The 13,998-nt window shown below is 60.1% G+C and carries 10 protein-coding genes; 8 read left to right on the forward strand and 2 right to left on the reverse strand.

The window, feature by feature from the left end:
• Both HGK27_RS07270 and HGK27_RS31275 read left to right on the forward strand, forming a co-directional pair.
• Entirely contained in the window at positions 1–897 is an 897-nt protein-coding gene (locus tag HGK27_RS07270) for a histone deacetylase family protein (RefSeq protein ID WP_206239920.1), read from the forward strand.
• A gap of 102 nt (positions 898–999) precedes the next feature.
• Complete coding sequence (locus HGK27_RS31275) at positions 1,000–1,131, forward strand: hypothetical protein (protein ID WP_274617157.1); 132 nt, start codon at positions 1,000–1,002, stop codon at positions 1,129–1,131.
• A gap of 217 nt (positions 1,132–1,348) precedes the next feature.
• Here the strand turns inward: HGK27_RS31275 and HGK27_RS07275 are convergent, their stop codons facing one another.
• Both HGK27_RS07275 and HGK27_RS07280 read right to left on the reverse strand, forming a co-directional pair.
• Positions 1,349–1,687 (reverse strand): hypothetical protein, encoded by a 339-nt coding sequence (locus tag HGK27_RS07275; protein ID WP_206239921.1) that lies wholly within the window; start codon positions 1,685–1,687, stop codon positions 1,349–1,351.
• 515 nt (positions 1,688–2,202) lie between these two features.
• Positions 2,203–5,193, reverse strand: coding sequence for a PAS domain-containing protein (locus HGK27_RS07280; RefSeq protein WP_206239922.1), 2,991 nt, complete (start codon positions 5,191–5,193; stop codon positions 2,203–2,205).
• Between the two features lie 290 nt (positions 5,194–5,483).
• Between HGK27_RS07280 and HGK27_RS07285 the strand changes: the two genes are divergently transcribed.
• The 6 genes from HGK27_RS07285 to HGK27_RS07310 all read left to right on the forward strand — a co-directional run bounded on the left by HGK27_RS07285 (position 5,484) and on the right by HGK27_RS07310 (position 13,998).
• Positions 5,484–6,614, forward strand: a complete 1,131-nt coding sequence (locus HGK27_RS07285) for a methyl-accepting chemotaxis protein (RefSeq protein ID WP_206239923.1) — start codon at positions 5,484–5,486, stop codon at positions 6,612–6,614.
• Positions 6,604–7,641 (forward strand): IS110 family RNA-guided transposase, encoded by a 1,038-nt coding sequence (locus HGK27_RS07290; RefSeq protein ID WP_206239818.1) that lies wholly within the window; start codon positions 6,604–6,606, stop codon positions 7,639–7,641. The genes HGK27_RS07285 and HGK27_RS07290 overlap by 11 nt, the downstream gene beginning before the upstream one ends.
• 836 nt (positions 7,642–8,477) lie before the next feature.
• On the forward strand, positions 8,478–9,098 hold the full coding sequence (locus HGK27_RS07295) for a methyl-accepting chemotaxis protein (RefSeq protein ID WP_274617176.1): 621 nt from the start codon (positions 8,478–8,480) through the stop codon (positions 9,096–9,098).
• Positions 9,099–9,231: 133 nt separating this feature from the next.
• Entirely contained in the window at positions 9,232–9,804 is a 573-nt protein-coding gene (locus HGK27_RS07300; RefSeq protein WP_274617158.1) for an RNA polymerase sigma factor, read from the forward strand.
• A complete protein-coding gene (locus tag HGK27_RS07305; protein WP_206239926.1) occupies positions 9,801–10,781 on the forward strand; it encodes a FecR family protein in 981 nt (326 codons plus the stop codon). The genes HGK27_RS07300 and HGK27_RS07305 overlap by 4 nt, the downstream gene beginning before the upstream one ends.
• Before the next feature lie 127 nt (positions 10,782–10,908).
• Positions 10,909–13,998: a TonB-dependent receptor gene (locus HGK27_RS07310; RefSeq protein WP_206239927.1), complete on the forward strand. Its 3,090-nt coding sequence runs from the start codon at positions 10,909–10,911 to the stop codon at positions 13,996–13,998.

Raw genomic sequence — 13,998 nt, forward strand, 5'->3', positions numbered from 1 at the left:
ATGCTGCATGTCGTTCACCATCCGGGCTATGTTGTTGCCACCCAGAGCGCCGGCACCTTTCCGCACGACAAATATGCTCTGGTGATGCGCGCTCTTGGCGAGAGCGGTGTCCCCATGACCGTGCATGAGCCGGAGATCATGCCGCGAGCGTGGCTCGAAGCGGTGCATGATCCGGCCTATGTCGAAGAGGTGATCAGTTGCACGGTTCCAGCGGCAAAACAACGCAGGATCGGTTTTGCAATCGATGAGCGGATATCGCGCAGATCACAGCTGTCCCCTGGCGGAACATGGCTGGCGGCAAAGCTGGCATTGGATCACGGCTATGCCGCCAACAGCGCGGGCGGAAGCCACCACGCTCTGGCGGATACCGGGGCGGGATATTGCGTGTTCAACGATCTGGCGGTCGCTGCCAACAGGTTGATCGAGGAAGGGGATGTTTCGCGCATCCTGATCCTGGACCTTGATGTGCATCAGGGCGATGGGACTGCGTCGCTGACGGCAGGGCGTGGAGATATCTTCACGCTGTCCTTGCACGCCGAGAACAACTTTCCTGCGCGCAAGGCGCGCTCATCGCTGGATGTTCCATTGCCAGACCTGACTGGTGATGCCGCTTATCTCGAAGCCTTGAGCGGTTCCCTGCCTGCGGTTCTCGATCAATTTTCGCCAGAACTCATCCTTCTGCAGGGCGGCGTTGATGCTCACGTGGACGACCGATTGGGGCGGTTGGCGCTCACCGATGATGGGCTGGCGGCCCGCGATCGCATGGTGTCGTGGGAGGCGCGGCGGCGAGGGATACCCTTGGCGAGCACTCTGGGCGGAGGGTACGGCGCTGACAGAGAGGCCGTGGCATTGCGGCACGCCCGCACGATCCTAACCTTGGCTGCCGTTATCGGCTAGCTGCTCCAAAACCATTATGGAGTTCCGGCTTCGTCTAGCTCTGAACGGGAAGATGAGGCGAACTGCACCCGTATCGTTCGTTTGACCGAGCGTAAGTGACAGGTGTTTCACAGGTTGACCTGCGTCGAGACGGTCGCAGTCTGTTGCGCCTATCTGATGGACAAGATGCAACTGGCAAATTTCGCCGATACGCTGCGTATCGCTTTCGCGGCGGAGCTGGGCTCGGTGTCGTGATGGCGGAACCTCTATGCCTTCATGCAAAAGGTCGGACGATGTTCCGCGAGCCGATAGCAGGATGATGAAGTGAGGGCGGAGCCATCGGGTACGAGGTTGGTGCGCTAACATCGACCAAGCATAGCGGATTTTGCCGGTGATGTGGTGCAAGCATAGCATGGTTGCAGGAAAAATGAGCCATCACTAATTCTCAGGGTAGCGCAATAAGCTATGTCAATTACGGGAATTTTGAAGAAAAGGATACTGAAAGAGCCATATTTGTCATGTAAAATAGCATTGCCAGGGGTGTCTGATTTGTTTTCGCAGAACTGCCTGATGCTGATGTCCAACGGCTGATCGAAATCACATCGGGTTGGTTTGTGATGGAAATACCCGATCCGGAAATCAAGGCCGTTATTTGTGGTGCAGAGCCAGTGGCTGTGACAGCGATGAGCTGCCCATCTGTAAGGGGATTGATATTCCCGAAACCGCCGACGCCGTTGCTTTGAATACTGTTGGCAAAGCCCGATGATGCTTGCGTATCCGCGCAAGAAGCGATCGTATTGATGTTGGCCATGACCTGAGGCGCATGGGCGATTTGGCCGTCGGATATATGGCTGGAGGTTGCGCATGCCGCAAAAGCATCCGAGGCACAGCTTGACGCTAAAACCAGAAATCCGGCGAAAAACAATCTTCTTTGCACAAGATTCCCCATTGGATGCAGCAATCCAAATTTACCTTTCCCTTATCGCATGGTGCTGGTTGCATAAGGATTAAAAGGATTTCCCATATTTTGAAAAGGCGGGAGATCGCGCGTCTTTGTAATTGAAATTGCTAGATTGATTGGGAGCATGTTTCGATTTGAAGGATGCAAATACGCCTTGCGACATGACTGCGATTGCTTAGAGTCATACAGCTGTGGTCATCTGGCGAGTTCTTCGTCTTTTCAGCCCGATTGATGCTACGGTGTCGGGCCTGAATGACGCCATCGTTCAGTTTCCTCCCGCGCCAAAGGCGGCCATTCAGGCACGGGAAAATGAATGCTTCCAGTCGACCGGCGGGGAGCATGCAGGGCATCCCAGTCAGCGAAATCTAGGTCGGTGCTAGCAGCGATGCCAAAGATGCCCCCAATTCCGCTTGCCGGAAAGGCTTGACCAATCTCGGCAGGGTTGCAGGCAGGCCTTCCTCCTCCGCATATCCCGAGACAATCAACACGGGCAGCGAAGGAAGGATGGCGCGTATCCGTTCAGCCAGATCCGTGCCGCTCATGCCCGGCATCAGATGATCGGTCAGCAACATGGCAGGCCTCAGACCTTCGGTGACCAGCGCCAGCGCTTCTTCCGCGCAATCGGCTTCGATCACAGCATAGCCAAGGTCTTCAAGCATATCGGCTGTGCTGGCTCGAACGATGAATTCATCATCCACCAGCAGGATGGTGCCGCTCGATGTTTCGTTCGTCGGGTGATCAGCCTGAGACGGCGCGGCGGGAAGCGCAGTCGCGACAGGCAGCCACAAATCGATCCGCGTGCCAAGACCGGGGCGGCTTTTGATGGTGAGCGCGCCGCCCAGTTGCGATGCCAGGCCGTGAACCATGGAGAGGCCCAGCCCTGTTCCCTTGCCGATCCCCTTGGTGCTGAAGAACGGATCGACAGCGCGCAGCCGTGTTGCCTCATCCATGCCTGTGCCGGTGTCCGACACGCCCAGTTGAATGTAGCGCCCCGCTGCCAGACGGGTGGCGTGATCGGGTTCGATCTCGGCATATTTCGCTGTGATGCCCAGGCGTCCGCCATCGGGCATGGCATCGCGCGAATTCACCGCCAGATTGAGGATGGCCATTTCGATCTGGTTGGCATCGGCCAGTGCAGGCGGCAGGCCCGCATCAACGTCGACCTCGATCCGGATGCGTGGCCCCGATGTGCTTGCGATCAACTCGGCCATACCCTCGACAATGGCTGCAATATCGACCGGTGCGGGCTGCAGAGGCTGGCGCCGGGCGAAGGCGAGCAGGCGCTGGACCAGCACCTTGGCCCTTTCGGCGGATTGCAAGGCAGCGGAGATCTGACGCTGAGCCTTGTCATCGCCGACGCGACGCCGTTGCAGCAGGTCGAGACTGCCGATGATCGGCGTGAGCAGATTGTTGAAATCATGGGCGACACCACCGGTCAGCTGCCCCATCGCCTCCAGCTTCTGGCTTTGCCGGAGGGCCTCTTCGGCATCGGCCAGCCTTGCGGCATCGCGCAGCCGCTGGGTGACGTCGATCGCATATTGGAAAGCGCCCACCACTTGGCCATCCTTGTCGCGCAGCGGGTTGAGGCGCAGTTCATAATGGCGGGAGCCGGGGTCTGTTGGTGCCAGCGGCTCCACGATCGCGACATCCTCGCCGGACAGCGCGCGGCTCCATCGGGCCAGCGCGCTGCGCTGCGTCGCATCTTCCGGCAGATAATCGAGCAGGCTGGCGCCAACCACAGGACGCTGTCCGGTGTGCCGCTCAAAGGCTTCGACATAGGCGCGGTTGAAGGCCAGAAACCGGTAATCGTGATCAAGCGCATTGATCAGCGCATCGGATGTTTCAAAAATGGTGACCCACAGGCGCCGCTCGGCCAGCGCCTCGTCCACCCGGGCTTCGAGCGTTTCGTTCAGGAGCCGCAGATTGGCTTCCGCGCGGCGGCGTTCCGTCACATCGGTGTTGACCGCAACCGCCGCGATCACCTGCCCGTCGATTTTGACCGGCGCGGCGGCGGAGCGGACAATGCGTTCCTCTCCGCTGATGCGATGCCGCACAATCACATCCCGGACCACCCGCTCGCCGCCCAGAGCGCGGGTAAATGCCTGATCGGCCACAGCGATCAGCTCGCCGGTTGTCGCATCTCGGGTGTCGATTTCATCGGCCAGCGTGCCGACATCGCGGTTCAGCTCCTCACGCGTGGCAAAGCCCAGCTGGTCGAGCGCGGGTTGGTTGGCAATGGTGATGCCCTGGGCGCCGCCGATGTAGACGCCATCCGGCATGCTCTCAAGCACAGCCTGCAACTCGGCCGTCTGACGCTGGGAGGCATCGAGCAGAAGGCGGTATCGCTCCTCGCTCTCACGCAACATGGCATGGCCCCGGTTGCGTTCGACCGCCTCCCAGATCCGTGCTGCGACTTCCTGCGTGAACGTGACCTCATGATCCGCCCATGCGCGGATCTCCTTGGCATGGACAAAGAGAATGGCTGTCAGCCGGCCATGACGGATGAGCGGCACATCGATCGTGGCGCGCACGCCCACGGCGGCGAAGGCCTGCTCCGTGCCGTCGCCGCGTGTCAGCGGGTCATCGAGAGCATCATCGATCCGGATCGTTTCCCCGGACCGGAGTGCCCGGGCCAGATCAGCACCAAAGCTGTCAAGGCGCAGCGCGCCGCTCAGGCTGGGGACTGTGCCGTCGGTCCAGTCGCGGTGGATCACAGCGAATGTGTCGGTTTCATCCATTTCGGCATAACCGACCCGCTCGACCGCCAGATGGTGGCCCAGCAAGGCCGAGGCCTCGGAGATAAACTCGGTTGGATCAGGTCTGGTGTGACGGACCTCGTCAAGGGCCAGCCTTAACTGCTGGCGCTTTTCCTCAAGGACGCGGTTGGTGATTTCATGGCCCTGGTTGAAAATGCCCGCGACGCTGCCGTCTTCGGCAAGGATCGGCGTGAAGCTGTAGTTCCACCAGGTTTCTTCACGGCGCCCATGGCGCATCATCGGCAGCATCTGGTCGAACACCGAAAAGGGTTTGCCCGTCTCGACCACTTGCAGCATTTGCGGACCGACGATTGGCCAAATGTCAGCCCAAACCTCCCGGGCGGGATGACCCAGCGCCCAAGGATGCCTGTCGGCAAGAATGGGTGACCAGGCATCGTTATAGAGAAGCCGCAGATCGGCGCCCCAGTAGATCGCGGTGGGAAAGCTGGACGACAGGCACAGCGACAAGGCGGGGCGCAGCAGGTTGAGCGCGTGAGTTGCCTCTTTCGACCAGTCGAGATGGAGGATGGCATCTGCCATGCCGGCGCTCGCGGGCAGAAAGCCGAGATCCAGAAGCCCGGTCGGGTCGGCATGTCTCATGGTCGCGTTATTCTCGTCTTGGCACCGGAAGGTTCAGCTTAGACCGCGATAACCATGGACGCCACCCTCTATACCGCTTTTCACCATGTGAACGGCTGGCAGGTGAGCCATGCTGATCAATGAGGATCCTCGCGGGAGATTGACCCGTGGTGCAGCGGTTGCCCTGCCGGGCACCGAACGGGGCAAAGAAAAGGTAAAGACGGCCTTTCGCAGCTATCCCGGGGAGGTGGGCAGGCTGGGTTGAAGCTTATGGTTTAAGGCTGAGGTCGGGTCCAGTCCCGGAGTTGGCCATGTTGGAAGGTTTCAGGATCAAAACAATCGTGACGGTCGGCACATTGCTGCTGTCTGCGAGCCTTGTCCTTACCACGGCAAGCCACATCATGGGGGCAAGGCTCGGTATCCGGGACATGGTTTACACCAGCGACAACATGCTTCCCAGCGTGGCTGTCCTTGGCAAAACGACTGTTCATTTCGAACTGGTTCGGCTTCGGCTCGCCCGGACCATCATGGCGGAGAATCCCCGGCAGCAGGCGATCGCCGTCAACGCGTTCAAAGCGGCGATTGTGCAGGTCGACCGGGATCTGGCGGACTTTGCCCCGCTGATATCCGATAAGCGTGATGCCGATCTCTATCAGCTTGCCCTTCATCAGTGGCGTAATTTCAAGCCTGCCGTTGAACAGGTCTCGCAACTATCTTTGCAGGGACATCGGATCGAAGCGAACGACCTGTTCCAGACCAGGATCGTCCACGATGCCGAAACGATGCAGCGCACCCTCGATGCCGCGACCGATTATAATGTGGAAGAGGCTCAACGATATACCGCCAACACCGTGATTGAGGCCAGAGGCGCGATCTATCAAAGTGCGATCCTTGGCGTTGCCGGATTGTTGATCGGTCTTTTCATCCTCTCGCTTTTCCGCCGCCGCGTCACGCGACCATTGATAAGCCTTGAAAAGGCAATGGGGGCCATGGCCGAGGGGCAGCTTGATATCACGATACCCGGGGCTGAAAAGCGTGACGAATTGGGGAAGATTGCCCGCGCGCTGGATGGCATCAAGCACAGCATCACCCATCGTGCCGTTGCCGAAGCGGATGGTCAGATTGCCGTTCAGCGCCGCGTGACAGGATCGCTCGAAATTGCGCTCACGGCGCTCAAGGAGGGAAAGCTGGATCATCGCATCCGTGAGGCGTTTCCGAGCGAATATGAACAGCTGCGTGGCGATTTCAATGCCATGACGGAGGCGTTGGAAGGGCAATTGGAAGAGGTTGCATTGTCTTCTGATGCCGTAAGAGGCGGAGCTGGTGAGATATCGGCGGCAGCAGGGGATGAGGTGGATGGCTCCCGCTCACGACATTTGAATGTCATGATGAGGTTGCCGTCAGGCAAACCCACGCAAGGAGCCATCCGCCATGGAAATTAGCACGATCGGCCTCGATCTGGCCAAAAATGTCTTCCAGGTTCACGGTGTCGACAAAGAGGGCACCGTCATTGTGCGCAAGGCGTTGCGCCGAGCGCAAATGTTGCCCTTCTTTGCAAGGCTATCGCCCTGCCTTGTCGGCATCGAGGCTTGCGGGACATCGCATCATTGGGCGCGGGAACTGCAAAACCTTGGTCACGAGGTGCGACTGATGCCGCCATGCTACGTGAAGCCCTATGTAAAACGCGGCAAGAACGATGCTGCTGATGCCGAGGCCATCTGCGAGGCGGTGACACGTCCGACGATGCGGTTCGTGGCGATCAAGTCTCGTGAGCAGCAGGCGGCCCTGTCACTTCACCGGGTGCGCTCTCTTTTGACTGGTCAACGTACACAGTTGGTCAACATGATGCGCTGCCAGTTAGCAGAGTTTGGTATCGCCATTCCGATCGGACTTGGGCGGGCGCTGCATCTGGCGCAACAGATCGAAGATGGCGAGGCCGCGATTGATCTGCCACCACAAGCGGCGCAGGTGATCGGCATGCTGTGCGAGCTGGTGCTCAAGCTTCATGCCCGGCTTCATGAACTTGATTTGCGCCTGGAAGCTCTCCGGCGAAGCGATGACATGGCGCGTCGGTTGGCGACGATCCCGGGCATTGGTTCGATTGGCGCAACCGCGCTGGCAGCATCGGTTACCGACCCGCACCAGTTCAGGTCTGGCCGCCAGTTTGCCGCATGGCTTGGCCTGACACCGCGTCAGCAGTCGAGTGGCGGCAAGGAGCGCCTTGGCCGGATCACCAAGATGGGCGATAAATATCTACGGCAGCTGTTGGTCATCGGGGCGACCTCCCTGCTACGCCGCGCCAAGGAGGGCCCTGCAACGGTTCACCCGTTTCTCGTTGGGATACTGGCTAGAAAATCTGCCCGCGTGGCCAGCGTCGCCATGGCCAACAAGATAGCGCGGATCGCGTGGGCGGTCATGACACGCGGTCAGGTCTATCAATCACACCATGTGCCCGGATTGGCCGCATGAGTACGCAATCCGGCTGAGGTGATCGGCCGAACGGAGTTGTGAGCGCAAAGAGAAATGATGGCGACACCGGTCAGACCGGGAACAGGGACAACCCGTGGAAAGTCTTAGGCGCAACAGCCTGTGAAGGCGATAGGAACTCTGTTTTTCGGACCCCATCAGGGCCAGCAGTCCGAAACGACTGCATCAACAGGCCGGACAGACGACTGCACCCGACCGATCGTCAGAATTTCAAAAAGTGCTTGCAACGCGGGAGCCATCCACAGACGTGGGCGGTCATGACACGCGGTCAGGTCTATCAATCACACCATGTGCCCGGATTGGCCGCATGAGTACGCAATCCGGCTGAGGTGATCGGCCGAACGGAGTTGTGAGCGCAAAGAGAAATGATGGCGACACCGGTCAGACCGGGAACAGGGACAACCCGTGGAAAGTCTTAGGCGCAACAGCCTGTGAAGGCGATAGGAACTCTGTTTTTCGGACCCCATCAGGGCCAGCAGTCCGAAACGACTGCATCAACAGGCCGGACAGACGACTGCACCCGACCGATCGTCAGAATTTCAAAAAGTGCTTGCAACGCGGGAGCCATCCACAGACGATCTTTCCGCTCGCACGGCAAGGCAGGCGACACGTCTGGGAGAGACAGCTCTGACGGTCAAAGCGCTGACAACCTCGGTCATCCAGGCTCGCTCCGCCGCTGCGGCGGCTGCCGATGCCGCGCGCGAAGCGGAAAGAGAGGCGACAGCCAGCGGCGCGCAGATGGGTGAAGCCGTGACGGCTATGACCTCGATTGCCGCGACATCGGAAAAGATGCGCAGCATCGTTGCGATCATCGACGTATTTCTCTCCAGACAAACCTGTTGGCGCTCAATGCTGGTGTGGAGGCGGCACGCGCAGGCGAGGCAGGGCGCGGATTTGGTGTCGTCGCCAGCGAAGTGCGTGGTCTTGCCGAGCGTAGTGCACAGGCCGCGCGCGAGATTGGCGAACTCATCGTCACGTCGGTCCTTGAGGTGGAGCAGGGGGTGACGATGGTCAGCCAGACGCAGGCTTCATTGCTGCGCATCGTCAAACAAGCCAGTGGCCTTTCGGGCATGATCGCCGGGCTGGCCGAGGGTTCAAGGCAGCAGGCCGATGCCATTGCGCAGGTCAATGGTGTGATTGCCGATCTGGACGTGGCCACGCAGCAGAATGCGGCTCTGGTGGAGCAGGCCGAGGCGGCAGCGATCAGCCTTGCCAATGAATCCGAGCGATTGGCTCAGGTGGTTGGGCGTTTCACCTTCGGGGATGGGTTTGGATCGCTTGCTGTTGCTGGCAGGATGCAGCCGTTTGCAGAAGCGAGAAGGGGGGAGGTTCCCTACTCAACACTATCGTATCCCAGGCCTTCCATCGGAATTCATGCGCAATCCTTGCGGGCGAGCCTTTACGAGATCCAGAAAGAGAAATCGATCAGGGAAATCTAAAAACGATTATATCGCCATGATTTTCATTGATAAATTATCGGGAAGGATTTTTCGGCGCCAAGTCTCATAAAGTCAGACAGGTCGAAAATCATAAAGTAGGGAGGCAGCCACGCAAGGCAAGGTTGAAACCGGATTGGAGCGTCATCGGCGTATGTCCCTGTGGGTTGCGCGAGAGATTCTGCCTCATGAAAACCGCATCCGCGGTTGGTTTCTGCGCAACCGCGTTTCGCCTGAGGATGCGGATGAGCTGCTGCAGGAGGCATATTGCCGTATTGCTCGTATCGACAGTTTCGAAGATATTGCTTCTCCGCCGGCCTATTTCTTTTCGATTGCCCGTAATTTACTGATTAGAAAATTGAAAAGATCGAAAATAGTCTCCTTCGAAGAAATTGCCGATTTGGAGAACTATGACGATGATCCGGCCTCGTCGCTGGAGGATGTCGCGCATTATCGCATGGCCTATGAGAAGGTCATGAGTCTGATCGCCAGCCTCCCCGAGCGATGCCGAAAGATCGTGGAGTTGCGTAAAATTGAGGGCTGGTCGCAAAAGGAGATTGCCGACCATCTCAATATCACTGAAAAAGCCGTCGAAAAACAGATCTGGGTGGGTGTGCGGGCCGTGCGTCAGGCATGGCAGGACACCTATCATCAGGCGGATGGGGAAGGAGGATTGCTTAAGGGCCATCTTGGAAAGGTTTTGCAATGAATAGCCCGGCACAAACCCGCCAGGAAGTCGCTGACTTCTGGGTGGCGCGTATGGATTCCGGCTCGATGTCGGCGGACGATGAGGCGCAGCTTCAGGCATGGATGGAGGCTGATTCCCGTAACGAGGGACTGCTTCTGCGGACCCGTGCGACCTGGTTCTCCGTCAATGTCGGGTTGGACGAGAAAGATGTGGCGCCAGCCGCGTTGCCCGAGGCAGCCCCGATAAGGCAGCCGTTATGGCAGCGTCGTTCGGTGCTGGCCGGCGCCATGGCGGCCAGCGTGGCCGGACTGATTGCACGCTTTACTCTTTTCGACCCTGGGCAGTCCTATTCCACGCGGTTGGGCGAAATTCGGCGCGTTCCGCTCGCCGATGGGTCCGTGATGACCATGAACTCCAACACAGATCTGGCCGTGCGGCTGGAGGAGCATGCTCGCAGCGTCAATCTGCATCAGGGTGAGGCCTGGTTTGAGGTGGCCAAGGATGCGCAGCGCCCCTTTGTGGTGACCTCCGGTCAGGTGAAGGCGCGCGCGGTGGGCACAGCCTTTTCCGTAAGGCGGCGCGATGCCGGGGTCGAAGTTCTGGTGACCGAAGGCGTGGTGGAAGCCTGGTCAGGCAGCGAGCAGCAGCGCATCCGTCTGGCTGCTGGCGAGCGCCTGCTGATGACCGACAATGCGAGGATCCATTATGGCTCCGACCAGAAGGGCGATGTCGAGCGGGCTCTGGCCTGGCGCTCGGGCATGATCCGCCTGTCGGGCACAACGCTGGCCGATGCTGCCGATGAATTCAACCGCTACAACAAGCGGCAACTGCTGGTGACTGACCCCGAAGTGGCGGGCGAGCAGATGGCCGGGCAATTCCGTTTCAACGACCCGGAAGGTTTTGCGATCGCGGTGCGCAATAGTTTCAACCTGCGCGTTGACATGAGCAATCCGGCCTTTATCAAAATAGAACGCGCCGAAAAAACGGCGGAAATCTGACAAAAAAACATATCATGGGAGAACCGCGCCATCCGAAACCGGGGGTGTGGGCAGTGGGGATGAAGGGGCGATGGCCATCGGGCTGGCTCATCGGGTTGTTTGCGCATTGCTGTGTTGTGCCGCCGGGGTGACAGCCGTTCGCGCTGAGGCTCAGACGCGCCCGTCGCAGATGCATCATTTCTCGATCCCTGCGCAGCCTGCCGATACCGCAATCGATGCCATCGGACGGCAGGGCGGTCTGCAGATTGTGGCCTCCCGCCGCCTGCTGGCCGACAAGCGGACCAATCCGGTCGAGGGCAATCTGACGCCGCGCGAAGCCCTCGACCGTCTGCTCGACAACACGGGCTTGCAGGCACGCCAGACCGGTCCGCAGATTTTTGTGATTGTGGCCGCCGAGATCCATCCGCGCCGGGCGCCACACGCGCCTGGCCACCCGCATGGGCCCGATCATGCCTATCGACAGGCGGTTCGCGCGGAACTGCCGATCAAGAAGCTCGATATTCAGCCGATCATCGTCACCGGATCGCTGGTGATTGCGCATGACAACCGCTCGCCCACGCCGATCACCATGATGTCTGTGGAGGACCGGCTGGCGATCCGTCCCGGCGGGGTGATCGAGGGGCTGGATGGCTTGCCGAGCCTGCAGGGGTCGATCGGCCTGACCAGCAATGTCAACAGCGGAGGTTACAACATGCTGAACCTGCGCGGGCTGGGCAGCACGCGCGGTCTGATCCTGATCGACGGGCGGCGCGTGGGATCAACCCAGACCACGGGGCAGGTGGACGTGGATGTGCTGCCGCAGATCCTGCTGAAGCGGGTCGATGTGGTGACGGGTGGCGCCTCGGCGGCCTATGGGTCGGATGCGGTGTCGGGCGTGGTCAATTTTATCACCGATACCGATTTCAACGGGCTGAAAGTGGATCTGCGCAGCGGCATCTCGCGCTATGGCGACGATGCCAAGCGCGGGGTCGGAGCCGCTTGGGGCGGGCGCTTTGCGCAGCAGCACGGCCATGTGGAACTGGGCTATGAATACAGCGATGATGCAGGGTTCGAGCGTTCCAGCCGCCCCTTCTTCTCGCCCTGGGCCAGTCTGGTGGGATCGGGGACTGCAGCCAGCCCCTACACGCTGGCGCGCGGCGCCACGCTCAATGCGGTCAGCTTTGGCGGGCTGATCAATTCCGGGCCGCTGGCCGGGCTGCAATTTGCGAGGAATGGCACGCTGACAGCCTTCAATCCGGGCATGCCCACGGCGACCTCAGGGGTCAGCATTGGCGGCGATGGCGCCTATTTCACGGGATCGACCGCCGGGGCCTCACAGGTGGCCAACCGCGCCATGGCCCGGCTCGACTATCGTTTCAACGACAGGCTGGGGGGGCATGTCTCTGGCATCTTCAGCAAGTTCAAGCAAAGCTATACGCTGCAGAACCCTTTGTTCAGCACGATGTCGATCGCCTATGATAACCCTTATCTCGCCAGCCTTCAGCCTGCCTATCAGGCCATTGTCGCGGGACAGCCAGCGGGCAGCAGCTTTCAGTTCAGCAAGCTGGATTTGGGCTTGCCCAATTTCCAGATCACGGCGCGGGAAACCTATACCAACCTCGATGCGGGACTGAACGGCAAGCTGGGCGCGCTCGACTGGGTGGCGGATGCCTATCGCACCGAGTCTACCCAGACCCAGCGCAACAACAATGGCATCAATCTGGCCCATTTCTACGCCGCCCTCAATGCGGTAAGCGATGGCAACGGCCATACCGTCTGCCAGGCCGCGCTTATCAATCCGGCCTATGCCAATTGCGCGCCGCTCAACCTTTTCGGTGCCGGTTCCGAGCAGAGCGCGGCCACCGCCTATATCGAGCAGCCGCTGATCAGCACGCAGCATTTCGTGACGCAGGATGCCAATGTCAGCCTGCGCGGGCCGATCTTCGCCTTGCCGGCCGGCACGGTGAAAATGGCGGTGGTGGGAGAATTTCGGCGTTCCTCCTATGATGTCACCAGCAATGCCTCGCCCGCCGATCCGATGGATTGCAACGGCATCGCCTTCAACTGTACCAGCCCGCTGGCCAGCTTGCGCTATCTGGGCGGTGCGGTGGCATCGCTGGCCCCGGTGTTCCAGACGGTGACCGAGCAGGCGCTGGAGGTGGAGGTGCCCGTGCTGGCCTACCGCCGCTTCGCCCGTGTGCTGACGCTCAATGGCGCGGTGCGCCACACCCATTACGACACCAGCGGCGCGGCCTGGACCTGGAAGGGCGGCGTGCTGTGGGAGAGCGGCCATGGGTTGACCCTGCGCATGACCCGATCCCGCGACATTCGCGCGCCCAATCTCTATGATCTCTACAGCCCGCAAGCGGTGGCCGTGAACAATTACACCGATCTGCATACCAACACTTCGGCGCTGGTGGCGCAGGTGCAGCAGGGCAATCCCGCACTCAAGCCCGAAAAAGCCGATACGCTGACGATCGGCGCGGTGCTGGCGCCGCACTTTCTGCCCGGTTTCAGCCTGACCCTTGATTACTACAACATCCGTATCCATCAGGCGCTGGTCAACATCGCCGGGTTCCAGCCATCGACGCAGGTGGCATGCGAGACATCGGGGGGTACATCGCCTTTTTGTGCCTATTACATCCGGCCCTATGGTTTTGCGAACAACAGTGCCGCCAATTATCCCAGCCTGTTGATCAGCAAGACGCTGAACGTCGCCTCGCTCTCGACGGAAGGCATGGATTTCGAGGCACATTATGCCACTCGACTGGCCGGGCGTGCCCTAGCAATGCGGGCTCTGGTGACCTGGCAGCCAACGCTGCGTTATGACAATGGCGCGGGCAGCATCGTCGATGTCGGCGGGGCGGCCGATGGCGTGGGCGGATTGCCGCCGCTGCCTGCGGTCAGGATTACAGCCAGCATGAATCTCGCCCTGAGTTCTGCGCTGGGGCTGACTGTGCAGGAACGCTGGCGCAGCCCGCTGCGCCAGCATGGCAATGCCGATCTGGTCTTTGCCGATGGCGATGTGCCCGCCATCGGCTACACCGACCTGTCACTGCGTTACAGCATCGACCGCCATCTGGAGGCCAGCTTCAGCGCCCAGAACCTCTTCAACGCCTGGCCGCCCACCTATGCCAGCGCGGGCGGCTCCACCCAGATGAACTATCTGGGCGGTTATGCCCAGGGTGACGATATCGAGGGTCGCTATATGACGCTCAATCTGCGTTTGCATTTCTAG

The sequence above is a fragment of the Novosphingobium terrae genome (genome assembly GCF_017163935.1).
In the GTDB taxonomy this organism is placed as follows: Bacteria; Pseudomonadota; Alphaproteobacteria; order Sphingomonadales; family Sphingomonadaceae; genus Novosphingobium; species Novosphingobium terrae.